Source organism: Bosea sp. RAC05, assembly GCF_001713455.1.
GTDB lineage: Bacteria > Pseudomonadota > Alphaproteobacteria > Rhizobiales > Beijerinckiaceae > Allobosea.
In genome coordinates, this window is the sequence record NZ_CP016463.1 from 314,766 (window position 1) to 338,261 (window position 23,496).

Here is a 23,496-nt window from a genome sequence, read left to right on the forward strand (position 1 = left end):
TCAGGCCCTGGGGCCGGAGACCATGCTGATCAGTCGATCGAACATGCGCTGGAAAGCGGCCTTGATGGCATCGACAGCCTTCTTGAAGGCCTCGTCCATCTTCTCCTGCTCATCCTTCGAGATGGGCTTGGGCATCTTCTCGGCGACCTGCTCCATCGCCTGGACGAGATGCTTGCGCGAGATCTCGGCATCGAACTTGTGCGAGAAGTTCTTGGACATGGTGTCGGCGTCGGAGACTGCAGACGCCAGAACGCCGCCGAGTTCGTTGCGAGCTTTCTCGATGCCCTCGCTGGCCGCGCGAACGTTGGGATCGGCGAGAATGGCCGCTTCGGCGCCTTCATACGCCTTCACCACCGCATCGGGTGCCTCACCCTTGATGAAGCGCTCGACGGCCTGCCCGAGATCGATCTCCCTGTCAGCGGCAAACGCTTCGAGAGCCTCGCGGAAGGGAACAGCGGCGGGGCTGCCGACCATCACCTCGTTGTAGGCCTTGACCGATCGCGCGACGGCGTTGGCGCCGCCGGCGATCTCCAGCATCCGGGTCTGGTACTGGCGCTGCTTGGCCGAAAAGATGCGATCGCGCATCGTGCTGAGCTGGTCACGCTCCAGCATCTCCAGCTTGCTGCGGTCTTCGGCCAGGGCGCTGAGCCGCTGGGCGGCACGACGGCGCGGATCGGTCGAGAACAGCGAGCCGATGTTGGACACCAGCGCGCCCAGCAGCGACTGCGAGCCACCACGCGCGGCCGCTTCCATCTCCGCGTAGCGCTTCATCAGCTCCTCTTCGTTGCGCGTGCGCTGATCGACATCGAGCCGGAAAGGCTCGATGTCGCGCTCGACGTCGGAGAGGTAGGCCTGCGCGATCGCGTTTGCTTCTTCGGGATCCAGGCCAGCGGAACTCAGGAGCTCGAAAGCGAGCTGCTTGTCGACCATTCCCGGCGACATGGCTGACGCCGCATCAGGAAGAGAATCGGGATCGACGACCGGCAACTCGGGATCGACTGCCGCGGTCGCATCCGCTCCCGATGACGGCTCGTCCTTCACAGGTTCGGAAGCGGCCGGTGCAGAAGTGGCCGCAGATGAGGTGTCGTGGCTGAAGATCGGGGCCGGCTTTTCACGCGAAAGATGTTCATGAAGCGCCGTCGACAGATCGCCACTCGCGCTTGAGGTGGCGACTGCCGGCGCGGTGGCCGGCTGCACGGCCTCGGCCAGAGCCGAGAACTGAGACAGATCATCGTCAGAGCTCGGACCCGACACGACCGGAGATGGCGCGGGCGGAGGTGGCCGGCGGCCGGGAGGAGCGGCGGCTGCGACCGGGGCGGCCGGTGCCTCCTTGGCAGCGCCGGCGACGATCGTGTCCTCGTCGCCGCCCTTCATGTCGATGGCTGCCAGCGGCATACCCGAATCCTCGTCCTCCTGGACGGGCTTGGAAGCCTTCTTGAGCGCGGCGAGTCCCATCGAATTCTCCTGGCTTGATGCCGTCAGCGAACTGTCGTCTGAATCGGGGCGATATTCCTGTTCGCCTCAGTCTGGATGGACAGCATCGCTGAAAGGATCAAGGTCTGCTTCTCGATGAGCTTGTAGGTCTCCCAGCCGAGATAGGCCTGGAACGACTGGATCATCACCCCGTCCTTGATGGCCTGCTCGTAGCTGTTGTTCATGGCCACGCCCCAGCTGGAATTGCGGTACCAGCCGCTCGCGCGCACATCCATCCAGTCATGCCAGGAGACACCGTTGGTGTAGTTCGCCTGATAGCCCGAGATCTGGCTGGCCAGACCCTGTGCCCACTGCTGGACTTCGCTGTTCTGGACCTGCGTGTTGCGCGCCAGGATGCCGCCCGCAGCATGACTGGCAATCGACAGACGCGCCGCCGAGGCGTGACGCTGAGCGGCCTTTTCGCGACCGGCCGCAGAGGTCGCTTCATTCGCGAGCATGCCGCCCTGGGGGTTGGGGGCGATCGCGTTGATCAGGAAGGTCTTGGCGGCTTCCGCCCGCTGCTGATCGAGGCTGTAGCTGTCGCTTCCCGAGGGCGTGAAGAACAGGCTTTTACCGACGTCGATCGAGGCATTCTGCATGTCAGAGCCTGCTGCCGACGAGCACAGACCCGAGCGCACGTCGTCCTGATTGGCATAGAGCGAGCAGTGACGCGACAGGCGCTTGGCAATCGCGACGTCGCGACCCTGAGCGGACGGCATGCCGTCGGCGCTGCCCAGATCCCAGGACGTGGTGTCGGCCGACAGGGCCGCACCCAGCGACGCTGCCGACGCACCCAGCGCAGAGCCTGCGCGGCTGCCGGTGATGACGTTGCACGACGAAGCGCCGGAGGCCGCGCCCTTGATCGCGTTGAAGCGGGCCATCTCGACGTTGCCCACCACGCGGCGATCGTCGTTGACATTGGCCATGTTCGACTGCGCGCCGATCTGCTCCTTCGAGTTGCCCGAGAGCTGGCCGGTGCCCAGACGCATCGCCTCGATGATGGCCAGCTGCATCGCGTTGATGCGCTCGCTCAGCTGCGAGATGATCTGCTTCGTGTTGCTGCCGGAGTCGTTGTAGTCGTACGCCGTGCAGCATGCAGCGCGGGCCGACGTGCTGTAGGCGAGGGCGCCGAGTGTGATCCCGGCAGCAATCGTGAGTGTCCTGCGAAACATCGGGGTCTCCGTCAGCGCGAAAAGAGTGAAGCGATACCGCCGGTGCTCGCGGTATTTGCGGTCCGGGGTGTCGTGTTGAGGCCGAAGGCGTTCATCGTCGGCCCGTTTCCGTCTTCGCCGCCGAACGCCAAGTGAGGCAGGAACCCGCCATTGCCTGTCATCGAGAAGATAGCTGACGGCATCGACTGAGCGACCTGAGACAGGATGCTGGGCGCGTTTCCGCACCCGCCGCCGGATGAGCCGGACCCTCCAGACCCGCTGCCTCCGCCGCCGAACATGCTCGAAAGCTGCGAGATCAGCTGCCCGAGCTGCGGCGGTCGAAACAGCAGATCGCTTTTCCCCTGCATCAGAGAATCGAGGCACGATGAACCGAAGTAACCGCTCTGGGATCGCTGCCCAGACGAAACGGCCTGGCCGCCATTCTGCGAAAACCCGAGATCGCCGCTGGTCGCGATCGTGACCATGTTGTTGACGAACTGCTGGGCCGACGCGACCTGCGCGGACGCGATCGACTGATCGCACGCCACGTTGCTGGAATTGCCGGCGCTGCCGAACTGCCCATTGGTGTTGCCGGCGAGAACCTGCGTCAGCTGGCTGGCAATCGACGAGTTGTTCGGATCCGAGCTGAAGCCATACGGATCGGAAGATGAGGTCGGGTTGTAGCTCGACGTGCTGTTCGTCGACTGGGAGGCGGAAACACCGGTGATGCCGCTGACATCGATCCCGGTCACGGTCAGCGCCTGAATGATCGCCTGGGTCGTGGCCTGGTCGGACGTCTGGCCCGTGCGAAGGAAACCATCGAGCACCACAGGCCCGGCGATGCGAGAGGCCGAGAGCAGGGCCGAGGCGTCGATGGTGCCTCCGTTGAAGGCGGCGCCGACGTATTGGGTGGTACCCATTGCCGAAAGCGCAGCCCAGTTTGACCGGGCCGCGGATTCCTCGCCAAGGGGATCCGAGCAAGTTGTGCCGCAGGTCGCCGCGATGAAGGACGTCGTCTGCGCGTGAGCTGGAACCGGCATCAGAGCCAGCCCAGCAGCGAGAACAAGAGCCCCGAATGCCGTCGTGCGAAGGAAAGAGGTCATCGCGTCACTCCCAGTCCGATACGCTCGGCAACGCCGTACTGCTTCCCTGACCAGCCGTAGATCACGCGCGAGCCGGAGCGCGGCATCTCCGCCACGAGGTCCTTCCAGCCATCCCGGGTCACGCTCATGACCGAGACCTTGCCGTTCGTCAGGCCGTCCATCAGCGAAACGTAGCCACCGTCTTTGACCTGCAGGACGCGGGTCGGACAGCCCAGGACAACGCCGCACCAGCCTGGACCTTCCAGGCGTGCGACGACCAGGCTTGCCCCCTTGCCGGTCGGATCGACTGCGCCGACCATGACCTTGGCCGGCATCTTCGTGGACAGGCGGGATGCGGCAGCCCCGAACTGCGCGACGAGCAGATCACGGTTGGCTGCGGGCGCTTCCCTGAACGAGACGGGCTGACCCGACGCTGCCACGTCGAGAGCATACACCGCTCCGTTCCATGACCACGTCTCGCGCCCGTCGATGACGATCGAGCGCATGCCGCCGAAGCCAGGCGATGCCATGGCCACGCCGGTCGACCGGCGATCCAGAACGACCTTCCAGGAGTTGCCGCTGTAGCGGGCCAACACGGTGCGGCACCGCTTGCCATCGGCATCGCATGTCGTCTTGGAGCGGATCCGCGCGAAAACTTCAGCGTTGCGATCGCTCTCGACGTCGACCAGCGCCGTCTCGATCACGACATCACCGACGGCCGCAGCCTCTGGGATGAGGCTGGTGACGATCTCGCGGTCGCGCGCCGTCTTCGCTGGCTCGGTCATCGCCACCGGACCAGCTTCGCTGTTGAGCGAAGACCGGCCCGAAGATGCCTGAGCGAAGCCCTGGTCAGCCGAGACGACCACGATGAGCGCAGCTGAAAGCAGCAGATGCGAGCGGCGCCGAGCGCTCATCGAAAGAGACCCTGAATGCCGCTGCTCGTCGAGCCGGAGCGACCACCCGAGCCAGAGCCAAACGAGGAACCGGAACCAGACCCACCGATCACGGCGCCGAGCACCTGGTTCAGGTTGATCGTCTGCGACCCGCCATTGCTGCCGGGGACGCTGAGACCACCGGCGAGCGAACCGATCAGAGACCCGAGATTGGTCGAGCCGCCACCGCCGCCGGACATGGCCTGCTTGGCCTGCTGACATGCGAAGTTGAGCACCTGACCCAGAAGGTCCGTCAACTGGGGCGGCTTGAAGAAGATGTCCATGCTGCCCTTCATGAACTTGTCGAGGCAGGCGATGTTGGAATAGGTGCCCGGCCGACTGGAGAAATTGTTGCTCGCCAGTCCGTTCATGCCGTTCACATAGGTCATGCGGGACTGATCCATCGCACTCTGGATGTCAGACGAGCATTCGTTGGCATGTGCGATGCTCGACACAGCAATGCTGAGCGCGAGCGTGACGGCTGCAAGAGACCTCAACTTCACGACAGACCTCCGGTTTGGCCATGGCCGAATTCGATTTCGTAGCGCTGCGCGCTCTGGATCAGGGTCACAGCCGTTTCCCGGCACAGCACCCCATAAGCTGCACGCGCGCAGCAGACGCCGGCCAGGGCATCGAAATTCCGCCTGAAATGAGGGACGACCTTGCCCCGCCCGGTCTCGCCGCGGCCAGCATCACCGCGCCCCTCGTCATCGCTGCCGACAATCGACATCGCGATGATGTGGCAATTGTCCCAGCCACGATGAATCGCCCAGCAAATGATCCGCTGGCGGCGCGCACCGCCGATCGCGAGGAAATCATCGACTCGACGCGAGATGACGTCGGCACAGCGCCTCGGCGACACGACGGAAAGCTCGTTCATGATCGATTCGGCGATATCGTCCTGCGCGGGATCTGCGTCCTGAGGAACAGCCCATTGCAGGTCCGCGGGCAGCATGTCGCGCCACGCCATCGTTGTCGCTGCGGAGAGATCCAGCCGCTGCATGGTGGGTTTCGAACTCCCAGGCTAACATCGATTCATGAATCGAGACATCGATCCACAAAGACGGTAGCATCATCACAGGAAAACGAGAAAGAGGTTTGTGGTGAAGGACACATCTATCCTTGACGCTCCGCTGCCGATGGTGCCGCTGTTCGGAACGACCGTCGTCACCGACCGTGCGGCGCCGAGGCTTCCGGAAGTCGTCGCGATCTATGGGCAGTCGAGCAATCTGGTGGAAGGGCTCGCCCCCGAAGCGCCTGTGCTTGATGACGCCTACGAGCACACCCCGGATTTCGTCGCCACACCGACGACACCCGCGCCGCGCATGTAAGGACCGCCTGCATGGATCGTGGATAAGCGTTGAAAATCGAAGGATTGGAATTGACGATTCGCGGTCCGATCGTCCAAGGATTGGCTCGCATCAACGCAGATCAGCGTCCGTGTCGGACTGGTCTTCAACAGCAGAGAGAGTCACACAGACATGGATGATCCGATCGCGGGCGACCAGCTCAAGAGCATCGTGGAGCGCATCGAGCGCCTCGAGGAAGAGAAGAAGACCATCGCCGACGACATCAAGGAGGTCTATGCCGAGGCGAAGGGCAACGGCTACGACGTCAAGGTGCTGCGCAAGGTCATCGCCATCCGCAAGCGTGACGCCAACGAGCGCGCCGAAGAGGAAGCGATCCTCGATCTCTACCTGCAGGCCGTCGGCGAGAGCGCCTGACACGACCTCGGCAGCCTCAAGCAACTGCATCTCTATGAAAGCCCGGCCGCTAGGCCGGGCTTTTTGCTGTGTCGCATCGGTCTTTGGCTCAAGCATGCTAAGTGACGTTTTTCGGGGATGATGGAAAGGAACGATCCAACAGTCCTTGTGACGGTCACGGCGACCTGAAAGTCTGACCACCCAAGATCACCGTCAGCGATTCGGAATTCCATGACGCTCCCGTTCCCCTCTCTCAATCACGTCCACCTGATCGGAAAGCTCGATCGGCAGCCTCAGGTCGAGGCGGATGGCAAGCGCAGGATCACGACCCTCGCCGTCATGACCATGGACGACGACGCCGACAGAACCCATCGCGTCGTTGTCTATGAGGAAATGCTGGTGCAGCCGATCTTCGATGCGCTGGTGGTCGGCAGCATCGTGCAGGTCATCGGACAGCTGGATTTCGACGAGAAGGGCACCTTCGTTTCGGTGCCGGCGCGTCGCGGCTGCGACCTGCAACTTCTGGCGCCAGCCATCGAAGGCGATGCCCGTGCAGCATCGTCCACCGAGAGAAGGGCGCAGCCCATCGTCGTGCGTCAGGATGTGCCGCCGAAGGCTGCCGGCGCAGCGGCGCAGCACTCGACTGTGGCGACCCCGCAAGCCCAGGGTCAGGACGCAGGTAGCGCAGCCGCTCAGCCGGGGCAGTCCAGGCCTGGTTCCACCCACACGCCCCCGACATCTTCTCCCCCGCCGACGCGTCCGGCTCCCGGTGGACGCCCAGGTGGCCTTGCCGCCGTCGCCGGTGCGGCATCGCCATCCAACGATGACGACATTCATGACGACGGTCGCGATCCGCCCGACAGCTCGGACGACGCCACGTCGGGAGCGACACGGCCCGAGCAGGCTGCTTCCCAGGTCAGTCGGCCGGGTTCTGGCCTGGCCGGCGTAGCCAGCGCTGCCCGGCCTGGATCCCCGCCGCCCCGCCCGGCGCCCGGCGGGCCGCGTCCCGCACCTGCCGCTCCCCCGCCTGTCAATGGCGTCGCGAGGCCCGCTCCTCCGGCCCGCCCAGGCGCCGCTCGTCCTGGCAGCCCGGCGCCTGTGAACCGTCCCACCGTCCCGCCGGAGTTCGCCGACGACATACCGTTCTGATGTGCCTGTAATATCAGTGACTTAGCAGATATTCAGGAAGTTATGACTTCCTGCAAGAGGGTATGATGGCCAAGCCGAAGAACAAGGGAACGACGTCGCATGCTGTCATGGCACAACGCCATGAAGCTGCCGACAGTCTCGATTTCTTTCCCACGCCACCCTGGGCCACACGCGCCTTCTTCGAGGACGTCTTTCTGGAGAAGCAGGGGTTTCCGTCAAACCATACGACCTGGAGAACCCGGCCGTGGTTTGGATCTCATCAGCTTCATGATGGCGATGGCCCGATCCCCGGGCTTTCGATCTGGGACCCGGCCGCCGGCGAGGGACACATGACCGAGGTCCAGCGGGAGTATGTCGGCGAGGTCTACGCCTCCGACGTCTTCGACTATGGGAAGGGGTACGACCTGGGGTCGTTTGTCGGCCAGGGCGCCGATATCGCCCGCCTGCCGAAGCCGGTCGACCTGATCGTGACCAATCCGCCCTTCAATCTGGCTGTTGACTTCGTGGAGCGCGGCCTGGAGGAAGCCAAGATGGCCGTCGCGATGCTGCTGCGCACCGTATGGGTCGAGGGCAAGGACCGCTACAATCGGCTCTTCCTGCCGCGCCAGCCGGATCTCATCGCGCAGTATTCGGAACGCGTTCCGATGACGAAGGGTGGCTGGGATCCCGACGCCAGCACGGCTACGGCTTACGCCTGGTTCATCTGGATCACCGACCCGAAGTTCCGCGGCGTCCCCTCCTTCCCCGGCATCACGCCAACAATGTGGATCCCGTACGGCGCCGAGCGTCGTTACACGAAGATCGACGACCGGGCCCGGTTCGCGCGCATCAAGCCGCCCGAGCCGGTCGACGAGAGCTATCTCGGACTTTTCGATCCGGCGCCGTCGATGTGATCGCGCTCTGGAGCAGAAATCCGGGGATTGCGACTCCACCCTCATTTCGCCGGATACGGCTCGGTGGCACAAGGACTGGTATCAACAATCCTTGAACGGCAGGGCCGCATACAAGATTTAGTGTTTTGCGCTTTCATACGACTCGTTCAAGGTCATCGACCTGAGCAACGATTCGTTCTCAAGTTCCATCGATCAATTCGAGCGATCCATAGGGATGGATTGTTCAGTCCCACACGAGGTTCTCCATGAAGTTCGAGCGTCGCTTCACCACGTCAGGCAATGGCCCCTATGGGGCAATCGAGTTCCGCAAGGCGACGAGTGAGATCCGCAATCCCGACGGGTCGATCGTCTTCCGCGCGGCCGACATCGACGTGCCGGCGCAGTTCAGTCAGGTGGCCGTCGACATCCTCGCCCAGAAGTATTTCCGCAAGGCGGGCGTGCCGGCGGTGCTGAAGAAGGTCGAGGAGGAGAGCGTCCCGTCCTGGCTCTGGCGCTCGGTGCCCGACGAGGCTGCTCTGGAGGCCATGCCCGCCAACGAGCGTTTCGGCTCGGAGACCTCGGCCACGCAGGTGTTCGACCGCCTGATCGGCTGCTGGACCTACTGGGGCTGGAAGGGCGGTTATTTCGACAGCGAGAACGATGCCCGCGTCTTCCATGACGAGCTCGGCGCCATGCTCGCGAGGCAGATGGCGGCCCCCAACTCGCCGCAGTGGTTCAACACCGGGCTTCACTGGGCCTATGGCATCGACGGCCCCGGCCAGGGGCACTTCTATGTGGACCACGAGACCGGCCAGCTGGTCAGCTCCACCTCGTCCTATGAGCACCCGCAGCCGCATGCGTGCTTCATCCAGGGCATCAAGGACGATCTGGTCAACGAAGGCGGCATCATGGACCTCTGGGTCCGCGAGGCGCGCCTCTTCAAGTACGGCTCGGGCACCGGCACCAACTTCTCCGCACTGCGCGGGGCCAATGAGAAGCTCGCTGGCGGCGGCAAGTCGTCGGGCGTGATGAGCTTCCTCAAGATCGGCGACCGCGCTGCCGGCGCGATCAAGTCGGGCGGCACCACGCGCCGTGCGGCGAAGATGGTCGTGCTCGACATCGATCATCCCGACATCGAGACCTACATCGACTGGAAGGTGAAGGAGGAGCAGAAGGTCGCCGCTCTCGTCACCGGCTCGAAGATCGTCAAGAAGCACCTGCGCGCGATCATGGCCGCGGCTCGCAACGGCGAGGGCGTCGTCGAGGCGGATCCCGAGAAGAACCAGCCGCTCAAGCGCGCCATCAAGCTCGCGCGCCGCGAGCTCGTCGCCGACAGCTACATCAAGCGGGTGATCCAGTTCGCCAGCCAGGGCTACGAGAAGATCGACTTCGACGAATACGACACCGACTGGGACTCGGAGGCCTACAACACGGTCGCCGGCCAGAACTCGAACAATTCGGTTTCGCTCAGCGACGAGTTCCTCCGTGCCGTGGAAACCGGCGGCGACTGGAACCTGATCCAGCGCACCGACGGCAAGGTCTCGAAGACCGTCAAGGCCCGCGACCTGTGGGAAGCGATCGGCCAGGCAGCCTGGGCGTCGGCTGATCCGGGCCTGCACTTCAACACCACGATGAACGAGTGGCACACCAGCCCGGCCGGCGGCCGCATCAACGGCTCGAACCCGTGCTCGGAGTACATGTTCCTCGACGACACGGCCTGCAACCTGGCTTCGACGAACCTGCTCAAGTTCTATGACGTCGAGACCAAGAGCTTCCTGCTCGACGACTATCGCCATGCCAACCGGATCTGGACCCTGGTCCTGGAGATCTCGGTGCTGATGGCGCAGTTCCCGTCGAGGGAGATCGCGCAGCGCTCGTACGACTACCGCACGCTGGGCCTCGGCTACGCCAACATCGGCGGCCTGTTCATGACCATGGGCATCTCGTACGACTCGGTCGAGGGGCGGGCCCTGTGCGGCGTGCTCAGCGCCATCATGACGGGCGACGCCTATGCGACGTCGGCGGAGATCGCCGGCGAGCGCGGGCCGTTCGCTCTCTATGGGGAGAACGCCCAGGCGATGCTGCGCGTCATGCGCAACCATCGCACTGCGGCTCATGGCGGCAACGCTCCCTATGAGGGTCTCTCGGTCGCTCCTGTCGGCCTCGATCACGCGACGCTCGAAGCCATGTCGAAGGAGACCGGCAACCCGGTGTTCCTGCAGATGTCCGCGGCCGCGCGCGACTCCTGGGATCAGGCTGTCAATCTCGGCGAGACGTTCGGCTATCGCAACGCGCAGACGACCTGCATCGCGCCGACCGGCACGATCGGCCTTCTGATGGACTGCGATACCACCGGCATCGAGCCTGACTTCGCCCTGGTCAAGTTCAAGAAGCTCGCCGGCGGCGGCTACTTCAAGATCATCAACCAGGCTGTGCCGGCCGCACTGCGGGCGCTGGGCTACCGTGAGGCGGACATCGCCGAGATCGAGGCCTATGCGGTCGGTCACGGTTCGCTGGCACAGGCGCCGGGCGTGAACCATGGCAGCCTGCGCGCCAAGGGCTTCACCCAGGAGAAGATCGACGCGATCGAGAAGGACCTGAAGGCCGCCTTCGACATCAAGTTCGTCTTCAACAAGTGGACGCTGGGCGAGGATTTCCTGACCCAGACGCTCAAGGTCCCGGCCGAGAAGCTCAATGACCAGAGCTTCGAGCTGCTGCCGTTCCTCGGCTTCAGCAAGGCCGAGATCGATGGTGCCAACGTCCATGTCTGCGGGGCGATGACGCTGGAAGGCGCGCCGCACCTCAAGGATGAGCACCTCAGCGTGTTCGACTGCGCCAACCCGTGCGGTCGCATCGGCAAGCGCTATCTCTCGGTCGAGAGCCACATCCGCATGATGGCAGCGGCCCAGCCGTTCATCTCGGGTGCGATCTCGAAGACGATCAACATGCCCAACGATGCTACCGTCGAGGACTGCAAGAGCGCCTATCTGCTGTCCTGGAAGCTGGCGCTGAAGGCGAATGCTCTCTACCGCGATGGCTCGAAGCTCTCGCAGCCGCTGAACTCGGCGCTGATTTCCGACGCGGACGATGCGGACGAGGACGCTGCCGATGCGGTGGAGAAGCTGATCGAGCAGCCGCCTGTCGTCCGTGCTGTCCAGGTCGCCGAGCGCATCGTCGAGAAGGTCGTCGAACGCATCGAGGTCGTGCGCGAGCGTGAGAAGCTCCCCGAGCGCCGGACCGGCTACATCCAGAAGGCGACCGTCGGTGGGCACAAGGTCTACCTGCACACGGGCGAGTACAAGGACGGTCGTCTCGGCGAGATCTTCATCGACATGCACAAGGAGGGCGCTGCCTTCCGGGCGATGATGAACAACTTCGCCATCGCGGTGTCGCTGGGTCTCCAGTACGGCGTGCCGCTGGAGGAGTATGTCGAGGCCTTCACGAACACCCGGTTCGAGCCGGCGGGCATGGTCAGCGGCAACGACACCATCAAGATGGCGTCCTCGCTCCTCGACTACGTCTTCCGGGAGCTGGCGATCTCCTATCTCGGTCGGCATGAGTTCGCGAACATCCCCCCGGCTGACGATGTCGGCACGATCGGGCAGCCGAGCTCGCTGCCGATGTCGACCGGCATGGTCCGCGGCCGGGTGCAGGAGAGCCTGCGCGTCCTGGAGGGCGGCCAGAGCATCCAGCGCGATCCGGCGCCGGCCAACGATGCAGGCCGGGTCGTGGCTCAGGTCGCTTTCGACGGCAATGCGGCTCTCAAGTCCGACATTGGTGTGCTCAAGCTTTTCCCTGAGCCGGCACAGAAGGTCGTCTCCGATAGTGCCGCGAGGCGCTCACAGGCAACGATGATGGGCTACACGGGCGATCTCTGCCAGAACCCGAACTGCGGCTCTGACCGCGTCAGGAAAACGGGCACCTGCACCGTATGCGAGTCGTGCCACACGACATCGGGATGCTCCTAAGACATTGAAATATAACGAGAAAACGATTTTTAACACTCAGCTTTCTCGTTGACAGCAACCTCCAAAGAGCCCGGCGGAAACGTCGGGCTCTTTGCGCTTCATGAGGCAATGCTACGACCCGAATGAGCTTGTGCGCACCTCCTGATCTCCGGGTAGGCGCTACCCTGGTTGCTTTCAAGGATCAGGGTCAGTGTGGAAGTCGAATCGCAGTCGCCAGATGCGGCTGGATCTAGGACGAGCTTCTATGACGAACAGGCCGACCAGCACCCAGGACATTCTCACTGGCGCGCAGCATATTGCTTCCTTCCAGCTCTCGGCCCCGCGAATGAGGGAGTTCGGACTCTCGCCCGTCGGCGTTGTCAGCCTGAAAAAGCTCAAGGACCAGGATGCGGACTATGTCGCCATTCTCAACGGACCAAGGCCCGCGCAGACCGAGATACTCGGATACTCCGACGACCTGGCGAAGATGATCGACGCCTGCTCGTCAATCGCGTCGCGTGAACACGAGCGCGATGCTGATGGGAAGGTACGGCTGGTCACCGGCGCGGAGCTCAAGGAGCGCTTCGCGGCCCTGGCACCTGACAACTCACCCATCGAGCTGTCGCAGGCCCAGATCACCTGCGCGATCACCTATGCTGAAGGCGATTTCGCCCATTTGGTCGAGCTCGCCCAGACGAGCGGCAGGCTTTACGAAAAAGAGCTCGCCGGCTGCGGTGACAGCCTATTCCGATTTCTGATGCGCGAGCTCGATCCGCGGGAAGACTGCAGCAACAGCGAGGAGGCGGTGTCCCGGCTCGATCGGGCCATCATGGACATCATGAAGGTCAAGTTCGCCGTCGAGGACACACCGACACCTCAGCCTTGAGGCAGTCCATACCCGACACCAAGACCCACGCGTTCGCAGGCCGGAGCCCGTCATGACCTCCCAGAAATTCCGCTTCGTCGTGAAGGTCCCTGAGAACAGGGTGCACGAAGACATCGACGCCAATGGCTGCATCGAGACTTTCGTCGAGCTGGACCCCCAGGTCGAGCTGCTCGATCAGCTCGAAGATGCCATGCGGACGGCACAGAAGAATGTCGCCTCCCGTTTCGTGGACTATGATGAGATCAACAACGACAGTCGCTATCTCGACGAACTCGATCGCCATTGCGAGGAGCAGGTGATCATTTCCCTCCAGATTGGCGACGCGGCCGACAAGCGCGTTCGCTGGTCTGCGGAAGCCCATCATTCCGAGGACATCGAGGAAGGTACCTGGCTGGACGCTGTCATGGCTGCCAGTGACGAGGAAGCCGACCTGATCATGCGCTTCGAGATGGCCAAGGGGTTCGACGTCCCTGGCAAGGACAAGGGTGTCGGGTTCGATCAGGACAGCCTCAAGAGGACATCGATCTCAAGTTTCGTAGGAACGATGGCCGAGGTCGTGCCGATCAGCGTGTTCAAGGAGCCTATCTCTCTGGAAGATTTCCGCGCCAAGGTCGCGATCATGGTCCGCGCCGCGCACGCCGAGGGACTCGATATCGACGGCCTTGCCGATGTCACCGATCTGCTGCGAGAATTCGGCGATGACGTGGAGCCGGCTCGCACCCCTGGCATGGGCTGAGGCATGACAATCGGAGCAACGAAAAAGCTCTCGCTGGAAGGCTCCAGCGTGGCGGCCGCATTCTTGCTGTCGATGCCGCGGCAGCGAGACTTTCGGCATCTCGATGATCCGATCGTCCAAGTGCATGCCCTGAAGGGCCAGCCTGCAGACTTCGCGGCTATCGTGCGAAGCAGGGCGACAGGAGCCTATGAGCTTCTGGGTACATCCGATGACTTCTCTGGCCTGATCCGTCTGTGTTCACAGCTGGCCAGTCAGGACATCGAAGTTACCGCTGACGGAACAAAGCGGATCATCCCGTCATCGGAGATCCGCGCGGGTTTCCGGAAGCTCGAAATCCTCGACCTTCCGCTGGAACTGTCGCAGCCGCAGAAGGCTTGCCTCGATGTCTATGCCGGCGGAGAGTACGCAGGCCTCGTCGAAACAGCTTCGCAGAGCGCCAGGCTTTTCGATAAGGCCCTGCGCGCCACCGGCGACACGTTCCTGATCTATCTGATGCGGGAGCTCGATCCGCGCGAGGATTGCGACAGCACCATCATCGGCCAGGAGCGTATCGCTGCAGCCATCGCAGACCTCAACCGGATCCTGTCAGCCGTGCCGGACGAGACAACGGCCCCAACCCCCTAGTTCGGGCTGGAGACCGCCTGCTGGGGCGCTCTGCGCCATTGTGAGGGGTCAAGGCCACCCAGATGGCCAACCTGGTCGAGAAGGCGCAGGACGTGGCGCTTCTGCGCCGGGATCTGGGTATCGTGGTCGGGAGCATCAGGCATGGCGTCGACTTCCATAGCCAAGCTGTCGAGGAGATCCTGAGCGAGCTCTCGATCGCGGTAGGCGACGAGATCTCCGTCAGCGCATGACAGGACGAGCTGACCGTCTTCGCGCTCGTCGACCTCGAACAGCACCGAGGCTCCACAGAGCGCATATCGCAACCCGATGTCGTGGCCAGTCCTCGGCGATGTCACGTATCGCGTGGTGATGACGGTCTCGATCAGCCGGGCTGCATCGCTGGGATGCCCGCGACTGTCGACGAGGTAAACGGTCAGGCCAGGATCGAGCACGGGCGGGCAGACGACGTCGTCTTGCAGGCGGACAAACGTCACAGGAACGGCGCCGGCAGCGATGGCCCGAGCCTCCTTGAGACGAAGGCTGAGCGCGGCCTCTGTCTGGATCAGGCCGATCTCTCGTTCTCGAAAGAACATCGTATTGCGTGCCAGCCAGAGCCTGAAGCGCACCACGGGGCTCGACAGCAGGGCTTGCGCGCTCGCGATGTCACGTTCGGCAGACCGGCGGGCCAGGGCCCTGACATGGGCAGCGGCCTCGACCTCAGAGCCGAACATCTTGATCGTCGGGCTTGGCGATTTTCGGCTGTCACCCGGCATCTCGACGATCGGCTGCTGCCAATCCCCCTTATGGGCGTAGGTAACGCCGAGCTGCTGGATGATTTCCCGGCGACCCATCGGCCGAGCCGTTACGTTCGCGGACACGAGCGACCCTTCAGCCTTTCGGGCGACCCAGGCCGATCGTGCGCGCGAGCTCGCTGCGCCGCATCGAATAGTTCGGCGCCGTCATCGGATAGTCGACGGGCAGGCCCCATTTGGCCCGGTACTGCTCCGGCGTGAGGTTGTACTTCACACGCAGGTGCCGCCTGAGAGACTGGAACTTCTGCCCGTCCTCGAGGCAGATCAGGTGCTCGGGATGGACCGACTTCTTGACGGGAACGGCCGGCACCAGCGGAGCGGCCTCGACTGGCTCTGCCGGACGGGCCGAGAGCCCCGCCAGTGAGCGATGCACATCGTCGATGATTGCAGGCAATTCCGAGCCCTGAATTCGGTTCGACCCGACATAGGCAGCCACGATGCGAGCCGTGCAGTCGACGATGAAACCGGTCTCTTCGGGGGAGTTCAGCTGAGCACTCATAAAGTCGTTCTTCCTTTTCGTCGGCACGGGTCAACTAGACCATGTCGGCCTCTGTGCAGGAAGAACGTGTCCACCATTTGGCTGCCGGCTCGGGCAGATTGACGTGGATTGAGATGCCGCTCAGGGCGTCGGCAAGCTTACTTCGTCGAGGGATGGCTCGCGATCATCGTCGAGGAAGGCGAGCGGCCTGATCTCGTCGGCGCCGAGGTCGACGAGCGAGCGCGCCGGCTCGATCATCTCGGCGAAGGCATCTTCGAAGCCAGACGGAACCGTCATCACGGCGAACCTCGACAGACGCTCGATAGCAGCCGGTGACGATGCCAGACGCGCGACGAGTTCGGCGACCTCAGAGCGATAATGACGCTCCAGAACATCGCGCGTGCGGAATGCAGTCCGGTCTAGATCCACGAAGGCGTCCCGGTCGGTTGCGCTCGCCTTCAGCCTGGACATCGCCTCTTCCGACCGCGGAGCATGCGCCATCGCGAGGGATGCTGCCTGTGAAAGCAGAGCTTCGGTATCGGCGATCTCCATGGCGCCCGCCGTGGCGACTGCCGTCCGGATGGCCAACCACGAGAGAGGCGGGCAATCACCCTCGCCATTCCAGCGCGCTGCGCCGGCCTCGCGATACTGGGCAAATCGCAAGGCAGAGGATGGGTCGCCGCCGGCGCGCAGGAAAGCGATGACCGCAGCCGCGTCCGCGAAGCTCTCCTCAACCTGGCGAGCCACCTCTTCGCCACCAGCAATGCGCCCGAGATGGCGAGCGGCGAAGGCGAGCGAGATCTCACGAAACGACGACAGGCGCCGGGCGTCCTGCGATCGCATGCCGGGGAAAGCGTATTCCGACTTCCAGGCACCACCGATGCGAGCGCAAAAGCCGGAGCCGGTGAGGAAGGGCGAATAAGGGATCACGAAGTCGACGCTGGGGACCTTCAGGCCGCGCCCCATCGCCACGAGGGTTCGCCTGCAGGCAGGCTGGAAGGCATCGGCCATCAGAGCCTTGAGATCAGACAGAGCGCCGCGCTCACCGGTCGAATCGGCTGGCAGGATGCCGTCGACAAGACCGCGATCAGCCCAGGGAGCAGCGGCAAGAGCCAGCGGGTCGATCACGTTCAGCGCAATGCCAAGACGGCGAGCTTCAGGCTCCAGCTGGCTGAGAGCCCAGCGCAGATCCGGATCCCGGACATCGGGTGTGCGCTCGATGATGCCGCCGACGCCAGGGCGAATGACGGCCGGGCCCGTACCATCGAGCAGATGAGCCAGCATGCGCGCCGTCAGATCGGGGCGCCCGAAAGTCTTGATCTGGACCCGCTTGCCCTTCAGAAGCCGCTTGGCCAGGTCAGGCACGAGCTCCATGCGGATCTCGTCGCCTTCACCGGAGATGATGCCGATCACATCGGCGCCGATCCGGGGCAGGATGTCTCCTTCGAAGACGACCTTGAGCACGCTCCCGTCCTGGAGCGCCACGGCGTGGCGACGGCCACTGCGACCGCGAACTGTTCCAAGGACGAGGGCTTCTTTCACAGGGAGGGTCCCGCCTCGTTGGTCATGTTCGTGAGATATGGCAGCGCGTACGCCTTGCCGAACTTCGACGACGCGTAGCTCATCTCTTGAATGAAGGTGTTGTCCGGATTGAACGACACCGCCAGCTCGAAATCCTGCTTCTTCACGGAATCCAGACGCCGAATCTCTCCATCGGTCGCTTCCAGATACACACCCTCTTCGTCGCAGCCGATGCCGCGATAGGTGCCCGGATGGTCTTCATCGGGCTCGTGTTCGACGAAGACCACGAGCATCGAGCCCGAACAGTCAGCGTTCAGAAGAATCGTGGCAGCGTCTCGGATTTCTTTGTCGACGGGTGTGTGAAGCATGATCTGCCGGCCAATGATGGATTTACCCGATCATGCCGCGCGACCATGAAAGTCACGAACCCAGGCGCTCGAACAGATCGATCTGTGCTGGAGCCGGTGCCGGCACGGGGCGTGGCTTCAGGGGTGCAAAGGTCATGCGGTGCTCGGTGGTCGGTCCGAGCTCGGCGATGGCTTTCAGGTGAAATGCAGTGCCATAGCCGGCATGCGTCTCAAAGCCGTAGCCCGGGAAACGCGTCGCCAGTTCCTTCATGTGAAGGTCACGGCGGACCTTCGCGATGATCGAAGCAGCTGCGATCGAAAGCGATTTGGCATCGCCCTGGATGATCGCTCGCCCTTTGCAGGGAAGGCCCGGCGGAACATCGCGTCCGTCGAACAGGACGAGGCCAGGGAACCTGGGCAGGGCCAGGACGGCTTCGCGCATGGCCTGCAGGGTCGCCTGGCGGATGTTGATCCTGTCGATGTCGGCAGCCGAGACCATTGCGACCGCATAACCCAGCGCATGCGCTGTGATTTCGGCATAGGCCTCCTCAAGCCGCTTCTGCGACAGCTTCTTGGAGTCGTCGATGCCATAGGGCAGACGCGTTGGATCGAGGACGACGGCAGCAGCGACCACTGGGCCAGCCAAAGGCCCGCGGCCCGCTTCATCAGAACCTGCGATCGGATGCCTGATCCATCGACCGGCATCAGTCTCGATGTCGAAATTTGGCCCTGTGCGCGTCACGGCTTCGAGACCCACCTTGGGATGAAAAAGGCATCGATCAGGCACCAGACCGCAACGGCGATCATGGCGATAACGCTGAGGCCTTCCGCCATGCTACCGTTGCCGATACCGATGAAAACCATTGGTGCGAAACCTGCCGTGACCTGAATCAGACCAGTGATCGGCCGCCCCAGATAGAATCGGTGCAGCCCCAGGACGAGCAGAGTGTAGGCGATCACGAGCCGGGTAGTCCGGTTCGTGTCAGCCATCACGCTGCGCTTGCGCGCTTCGAAAAGCCCGCGGGCTCGAAAATCGGTGAGATCGACGCCTGCACTGCCCGGACCCAGTTGGTGAAGCGACGGACCTGGAAGCGCTCGGTCGTCTCGTCGAGCTTGGCCGCCGCGCGGATGGTGGAGAGCACGCCGTCCCTGTTGCGGAGCAGATCGAGCACGGTGTAGCCGCGCGCCTTGGCATAGGCGTACAGCATGCAGTCGCAGTAGGGGATCTGGATGACGCGTGCGCCCATCGAGACGACGTCGGCGAGCAGTCCGCGATAGACATCGCTTCCCTCATAGGGAGCATAGCCGTCCTCGCCGCCATTGGGGTCGTTGAGCGCGAGGAACAACTCGCCACCGAATGCTTCCCGGGCGCCGGCCAGAGCAGCTCGGGCCGATCGCAGGGCGAGATCGTCAGGCGTCGCCACGGCAACGAAGCGGAACGCGATACCGTCGTCGCGGGCGAAGGTGGCGATATCGTTGTGTCGAGCCCAGTCGAACAGGCTGGACGAGGCGTTTGCGCCGAGATCGGTGATGGAATCGCCAGCCGCCCAGGCCGAATAGACCGGGTTGTAGAAGCTCTCATGCGACCAGCGACTGCTCATCGCCTGCCCGATCGATGGCGAGGCCGGCAGGCTGACGTCGACGCGGCCTTCGCCCAGGAGCGATGTCAGACGCTTCTGGTGATCGACCTCGATCACCTTGATGCGCGGCGCGCCGGGAACCTCACCAGCGGCAACGTCATGAGCCTGGATGACGAGATGGGCCAGCATCGACTTTCCCACACCGCCCTTGTCGGAGCCAATCAGTGTGCAGCTTTTGAGATCCATGGGTGCGTCCTCACTCCAACAAGAAACGATACGGGTCGAATCGCAATCTGATCCGCGATCCTTTCCACCGGCCCCACACAGGTCAAGCGCTGCGTCAAGGATTTGACGCTCTATCCATGACTTTAGATAATGCTCCTTCGATTCCCGGAGCCGACATGACCAACTTCACCGATCTCGGCACCGTTCGCATCTATGACGCCGGAGAGGGTCTCGACGTTTTCTCTCCCCGCTTCGACACGAAGACGCGCGAGACGCTCAGGGCCCTGAAAGCGTTTTTCGATCCAACGAGGAAATCCTGGCGCGTGATGCCGCGCTACACGCGGTGCACCAAGGAGGATGTGATCGCGAAGATCGGGGCCTCCTTGGCGGCAGACGCTCCGGAAGCCTGGCCCGAGAAGGCCGTCGAGTTCAGTCGGATCAAGGCGACGACGCGGAGGTTCTTGTTGTCGATTGCAGTCGGAGGCATGCGCATCGAGCTTCCTCGCGGACATCGCCATGAATGGACGCTCGACGCGATGGCAAAGGAAAAAGCCATCGAGAAGGACGGAGTTTCATGGCTCATCCCGGCCCGGCTTTGCCAGACACAAAAGGTCATGTCGATCATCCGCGACATCGTCGAAGATGACCGCAAGGCACTGGAACAGGCCTTCGGCTATCTGGACGGATTCGTCATGAAAGGCCCGCTCAATCTGGCCGATGAAGAGATCGCTGAGTTTGGGCTCGACCGCGGCGACAACTCGGTCATTTTCGCCGAACCTTCCTTCGTCAAGAAGGCTGACGGCTCGATCCCGAACGAACCGGTCGACGTCTATCCGATGCGGGTGTTCGATTTCAGGCGCTCCGAGACCGAATGCACGGTGAAGCTCTCCTTCATCTGCGGTGTGGATGCGTGGAAGCTTGTAAGGCGCAGGCAAGCTGGTTTGCCGGACTCAAGCTTTCGCGCCATCGGGTCACGCCAGTGCGGTCTTGGATGGAGTCGTCGCCGTTCCTGACTTTCGTGGATTGCAATCGCGATCCAGCAATGAACGCTTGTGGCTCTCATCAGCGTGTCAAAGGATCGAAGAATCGAACTCATTCAAGGATCCAGTCATGACGCCGAACCTGAACGAAGCGCCGCGCAGCCGCCAGCCCAACAGCAACTCGACCCGCGCACGAGCAGGCGCCGGCACGCGCTCCCGGACAAGCAGCCGCGCAGGCAGCGACTTCAAGCGCGACATCCAGCCCAAGCTCGAAGCCGCACGGCGTGACTGGCTCGTCGAGGCTCGCAAGATCGCGCTGCACCTCGGACGCACGATCGGCCAGGTCACGGCCGACGACGTGCGCAAGCTCATCGCGATCCCCAAGGGTGTCGATGGCCGGGTGATGGGCGTTCTGTTCAACGACGGCAACTGGCGTTGCGTTGGCTATCGCCGCTCGACGCGCACGGAATGCCATCACCGCCCGGTCGGCGTCCACGAGCTCATCGTCTGACGCTTCAGCCTGCCACTGACTTTCAAGCCTCGACTCTATCTTGGGCGTGCCCCACCCGACAGGATGCGAACACACATGCCCAAGATCGGCCCATATATCCACCAGGACGACTGCATCGCCCGCCTGACCTTCGGCATCGACCGGGGACTGACGGTCGTCCTCTATCAGTCCTATCAGGCTGGTATCATCGGGCCGGAGTACAACGGCATCGCCATCCTCGACGACGATCATGGCCAGACCGTCCTGGACCTGCATCAGCGCGAGGCCAGCGGTTCAAACGGCCCGAGCAGCGCGCAGCGGGCCGAATTCGACCGGCTCAAGGCGATGACCTGGCCTGAGTTGATGAGCTTCATCGCGAACCATCCACGTCGTCGCCGGGAGCTTGCCTCCGACCTACGCATCGGCTCGGAGCCTGCGCGTGGCGATCTTGTCCTTCAGGCTGCACGCGGGCGAGATGTCACGCTTGCCCAAGGGCCCGACATCCGTTCGCCTGAGATGATCGAGGCGACCAATTCCGAGACGGTGCCCTACGCCTTCCCCGAAGCGACCCGCTCTGAGATCATGGCAAGGCTGCTGAAGCACGCTTCGCATCCGACCAATATGCAGTTCGGCCGCGCGCTCGCCTGGAACATCAAGATCCACGATTACGACGAGCTGGCCAAGACCGGCGAGAACGAGGTCGATGCGGCGTTCGATGTGCTCTGGAAGGCACGCCTGGCCGGCGACGGAGACCTGTTCTGGTCGGCAAGCTCCGATGCGCTGATGCAGTACGTCAATGCGGAAGCGACCACCTGGCCTGGTGATGACCAGGGCGACTGGGAGTTCCGCACAGAAGGGCGCAGCGGCGGCTGGCTGATCCTGTCGCAGTGGCAGGGCCGTCGCATGGAGTTCAGCTCGTTCGACGAGTATCAGGTCTTTCTCGAAGAATTGAGCGATCCGGAGCTCGTCAATTTCTACAAGGGTATCGCGGTCTTCGATGCCGATCTGGCATCGCCGCGCGAGATTTTCGACTCGCACATGAACTTCAGGCGCTTCGAGGTTGAAAGCATCTGGCGCTCCACGCCTGCCCTGGCTGTCGACGATGCCCTGACCTATGACCTTCCGGCAGCGGAATTCGCCAAGGTCGCGATGGCATTGTCCCTGACAGTCGATGCCCTGGTCGATGCCATGGTGGAGGCAGATGCGAAGGACAGCTTCGTGCTCGATGTCGTCGAGGCCCACTCCGGTCTGGAAGAGCGAGAGCGCATCGCCGCCAATCTGATGGCTCCGACCCCAGCACTCTAGGAACGATCATGCTGAGCTCGGTCTCTGCGGCACATGAGGCGAAGTCGGGCGCCCGGTTGATCCCGGAGCTGATCCAGGCCGGACGAAGCGAGTTTCAGCGTGATCGCGAGCGCATTTTGCACTCTGCTGCCTTCCGCCGGCTGGCCCACAAAACGCAGGTTTTCGTGGGCGGGACGGAAGGCGACCATGTGCGCTCACGGCTGACACACACGATCGAGGTCGCACAGATCGCGCGCGACATCGCACGGCGCCTCGGGCTCTGCGAGGATCTGGCCGAGACGATTGCGCTGGCCCATGATCTGGGGCATCCGCCGTTTGGCCACGCGGGAGAGGACGCGCTCGACGAAGCCCTGCGGGAATGGGGTGGTTTCGACCACAACGCTCAGGCGCTCGCTGTCGTGATGCGCCTGGAACATCGCTACGCCGCCTTTGATGGCCTGAACCTGACCTATGCGACCATCGAGGGCATCCTCGCGCACAATGGTCCGATGCTTTCTCGCGAGGGAGACTGGATCGGGAAGCATCCGGACAGGGATCCACCGGCAGCCATCGTCAGCGCAGCTAAGCTCTACGGCCTCGACCTGACGCGTTACGCGTCGGCCGAGGCGCAGGCGGCAGCGGTGGCCGATGACATCGCCTACAACTGCCACGACGTCGAAGACGGTGTCCGTTCCGGCATCCTCGATCCCAATCGACTTCGCGAAGTGCCGCTGATCAGCAAGATCTGGCGCGAGGCCAATCTCGACATGATCAGCGATCCCGACCGCCGGATCCACGAGCTGCTCCGGCGTATGATGTCGGGGTTTGTGGAAGACGTCCTGGCGACGGCGCGGCAGCGGTTGAAAGACTGCGTGACCGTTGCCAACGTGAGGGATGCAGATGAGCCCGTCATCGGTTTTTCCGATGAGATGGCGGCTCACGAGAAGATCCTGAAGGCCTGGCTGCGCAAGAACCTCTATCGTCATGATGCTCTGATGACGGAGACCAACCGCGGGCAGACCTGTGTCAAGGAGCTGGTCGAACGGCTCCTCGCCGATCCCTGCTTGCTCCCCGAGCGGTGGTCCTTGGGCGTTGACGATCTCGACAAGGCAGGCGTTGCCGGGCGGGTGCGTGATTACGTCTCGGGGATGACGGATCGTTTCGCCCAGGCTGAGATGACGCGGTTGGACCGGCTGTCAGACGAGTTGAACCGGCCAGCGTTGAACAGGTGATGCTACCGGCCCA

At 63.2% G+C, this 23,496-nt stretch carries 25 protein-coding genes; 11 read left to right on the plus strand and 14 right to left on the minus strand.

All coding sequences use genetic code 11. The features are described 5' to 3' along the window. From BSY19_RS01510 to BSY19_RS01535, 6 genes are read right to left on the minus strand one after another with little or no spacing between them, the layout of a single operon-like run. A complete protein-coding gene (locus tag BSY19_RS01510; RefSeq protein WP_069052548.1) occupies positions 1-1,455 on the minus strand; it encodes a hypothetical protein in 1,455 nt (484 codons plus the stop codon). A 23-nt stretch (positions 1,456-1,478) separates the two neighbouring features. Then, a complete protein-coding gene (locus BSY19_RS01515) occupies positions 1,479-2,645 on the minus strand; it encodes a hypothetical protein (protein ID WP_069052549.1) in 1,167 nt (388 codons plus the stop codon). Between the two features lie 11 nt (positions 2,646-2,656). Continuing rightward, on the minus strand, positions 2,657-3,727 hold the full coding sequence (locus tag BSY19_RS01520) for a hypothetical protein (RefSeq protein ID WP_150129381.1): 1,071 nt from the start codon (positions 3,725-3,727) through the stop codon (positions 2,657-2,659). Next, entirely contained in the window at positions 3,724-4,620 is an 897-nt protein-coding gene (locus tag BSY19_RS01525; RefSeq protein WP_069052551.1) for a hypothetical protein, read from the minus strand. Before BSY19_RS01525 ends, BSY19_RS01520 begins: the two co-directional genes overlap by 4 nt. Further along, positions 4,617-5,141, minus strand: a complete 525-nt coding sequence (locus tag BSY19_RS01530; RefSeq protein ID WP_150129382.1) for a hypothetical protein — start codon at positions 5,139-5,141, stop codon at positions 4,617-4,619. Before BSY19_RS01530 ends, BSY19_RS01525 begins: the two co-directional genes overlap by 4 nt. After that, positions 5,138-5,641, minus strand: coding sequence for a hypothetical protein (locus tag BSY19_RS01535; protein ID WP_069052553.1), 504 nt, complete (start codon positions 5,639-5,641; stop codon positions 5,138-5,140). Before BSY19_RS01535 ends, BSY19_RS01530 begins: the two co-directional genes overlap by 4 nt. Before the next feature lie 100 nt (positions 5,642-5,741). Between BSY19_RS01535 and BSY19_RS01540 the strand changes: the two genes are divergently transcribed. Together BSY19_RS01540 and BSY19_RS01545 are read left to right on the plus strand one after the other, a co-directional pair. Then, positions 5,742-5,969, plus strand: coding sequence for a hypothetical protein (locus BSY19_RS01540; RefSeq protein WP_150129383.1), 228 nt, complete (start codon positions 5,742-5,744; stop codon positions 5,967-5,969). A gap of 150 nt (positions 5,970-6,119) precedes the next feature. Beyond that, positions 6,120-6,362 (plus strand): DUF2312 domain-containing protein, encoded by a 243-nt coding sequence (locus tag BSY19_RS01545; RefSeq protein WP_066717565.1) that lies wholly within the window; start codon positions 6,120-6,122, stop codon positions 6,360-6,362. A gap of 192 nt (positions 6,363-6,554) precedes the next feature. Here BSY19_RS01545 and BSY19_RS01550 read toward each other — a convergent pair whose 3' ends face one another. Next, positions 6,555-6,980 carry a hypothetical protein gene (locus BSY19_RS01550; RefSeq protein WP_069052555.1) on the minus strand — a complete coding sequence of 142 codons (426 nt, stop codon included), beginning with the start codon at positions 6,978-6,980 and terminating at the stop codon, positions 6,555-6,557. 575 nt (positions 6,981-7,555) lie between these two features. Between BSY19_RS01550 and BSY19_RS01555 the strand changes: the two genes are divergently transcribed. The 5 genes from BSY19_RS01555 (at position 7,556) to BSY19_RS01575 (ending at position 14,555) form a co-directional block, all read left to right on the plus strand. Continuing rightward, a complete protein-coding gene (locus tag BSY19_RS01555; RefSeq protein ID WP_150129384.1) occupies positions 7,556-8,383 on the plus strand; it encodes a hypothetical protein in 828 nt (275 codons plus the stop codon). 245 nt (positions 8,384-8,628) lie between these two features. Beyond that, complete coding sequence (locus BSY19_RS01560; protein WP_069052557.1) at positions 8,629-12,330, plus strand: vitamin B12-dependent ribonucleotide reductase; 3,702 nt, start codon at positions 8,629-8,631, stop codon at positions 12,328-12,330. Between the two features lie 244 nt (positions 12,331-12,574). Continuing rightward, positions 12,575-13,195 (plus strand): hypothetical protein, encoded by a 621-nt coding sequence (locus BSY19_RS01565; protein ID WP_069052558.1) that lies wholly within the window; start codon positions 12,575-12,577, stop codon positions 13,193-13,195. Between the two features lie 52 nt (positions 13,196-13,247). Further along, positions 13,248-13,931 (plus strand): hypothetical protein, encoded by a 684-nt coding sequence (locus BSY19_RS01570; RefSeq protein WP_069052559.1) that lies wholly within the window; start codon positions 13,248-13,250, stop codon positions 13,929-13,931. A 3-nt stretch (positions 13,932-13,934) separates the two neighbouring features. Next, entirely contained in the window at positions 13,935-14,555 is a 621-nt protein-coding gene (locus tag BSY19_RS01575; protein ID WP_069052560.1) for a hypothetical protein, read from the plus strand. On the opposite strand, the gene BSY19_RS01580 is transcribed toward BSY19_RS01575, so the two are convergent. The 7 genes from BSY19_RS01580 to BSY19_RS01610 all read right to left on the minus strand — a co-directional run bounded on the left by BSY19_RS01580 (position 14,552) and on the right by BSY19_RS01610 (position 19,518). Continuing rightward, entirely contained in the window at positions 14,552-15,385 is an 834-nt protein-coding gene (locus BSY19_RS01580) for a hypothetical protein (protein ID WP_069052561.1), read from the minus strand. The genes BSY19_RS01575 and BSY19_RS01580 overlap by 4 nt on opposite strands. Positions 15,386-15,422: 37 nt before the next feature. After that, positions 15,423-15,845, minus strand: a complete 423-nt coding sequence (locus BSY19_RS01585) for a Ros/MucR family transcriptional regulator (RefSeq protein ID WP_069052562.1) — start codon at positions 15,843-15,845, stop codon at positions 15,423-15,425. A gap of 120 nt (positions 15,846-15,965) precedes the next feature. Then, complete coding sequence (locus BSY19_RS01590) at positions 15,966-17,288, minus strand: hypothetical protein (protein ID WP_150129386.1); 1,323 nt, start codon at positions 17,286-17,288, stop codon at positions 15,966-15,968. A gap of 74 nt (positions 17,289-17,362) precedes the next feature. Beyond that, positions 17,363-17,713, minus strand: coding sequence for a hypothetical protein (locus BSY19_RS01595; protein ID WP_150129387.1), 351 nt, complete (start codon positions 17,711-17,713; stop codon positions 17,363-17,365). Between the two features lie 52 nt (positions 17,714-17,765). Beyond that, a complete protein-coding gene (locus tag BSY19_RS01600; RefSeq protein WP_069052565.1) occupies positions 17,766-18,449 on the minus strand; it encodes a ribonuclease HII in 684 nt (227 codons plus the stop codon). Then, on the minus strand, positions 18,431-18,682 hold the full coding sequence (locus tag BSY19_RS01605) for an NINE protein (RefSeq protein WP_069052566.1): 252 nt from the start codon (positions 18,680-18,682) through the stop codon (positions 18,431-18,433). The genes BSY19_RS01600 and BSY19_RS01605 overlap by 19 nt, the downstream gene beginning before the upstream one ends. Further along, positions 18,682-19,518 (minus strand): hypothetical protein, encoded by an 837-nt coding sequence (locus BSY19_RS01610; protein WP_069052567.1) that lies wholly within the window; start codon positions 19,516-19,518, stop codon positions 18,682-18,684. Before BSY19_RS01610 ends, BSY19_RS01605 begins: the two co-directional genes overlap by 1 nt. A 155-nt stretch (positions 19,519-19,673) precedes the next feature. On the opposite strand from BSY19_RS01610, the gene BSY19_RS01615 reads away from it, so the two are divergent. The 4 genes from BSY19_RS01615 to BSY19_RS01630 all read left to right on the plus strand — a co-directional run bounded on the left by BSY19_RS01615 (position 19,674) and on the right by BSY19_RS01630 (position 23,483). Continuing rightward, entirely contained in the window at positions 19,674-20,510 is an 837-nt protein-coding gene (locus BSY19_RS01615; RefSeq protein ID WP_069052568.1) for a hypothetical protein, read from the plus strand. Positions 20,511-20,607: 97 nt separating this feature from the next. Continuing rightward, positions 20,608-20,988, plus strand: coding sequence for a hypothetical protein (locus BSY19_RS01620; RefSeq protein WP_069052569.1), 381 nt, complete (start codon positions 20,608-20,610; stop codon positions 20,986-20,988). A gap of 75 nt (positions 20,989-21,063) precedes the next feature. Further along, positions 21,064-22,272: a hypothetical protein gene (locus tag BSY19_RS01625; protein WP_069052570.1), complete on the plus strand. Its 1,209-nt coding sequence runs from the start codon at positions 21,064-21,066 to the stop codon at positions 22,270-22,272. A gap of 8 nt (positions 22,273-22,280) precedes the next feature. Continuing rightward, positions 22,281-23,483 carry a deoxyguanosinetriphosphate triphosphohydrolase family protein gene (locus BSY19_RS01630; protein ID WP_069052571.1) on the plus strand — a complete coding sequence of 401 codons (1,203 nt, stop codon included), beginning with the start codon at positions 22,281-22,283 and terminating at the stop codon, positions 23,481-23,483. Positions 23,484-23,496 lie beyond the last annotated feature (13 nt).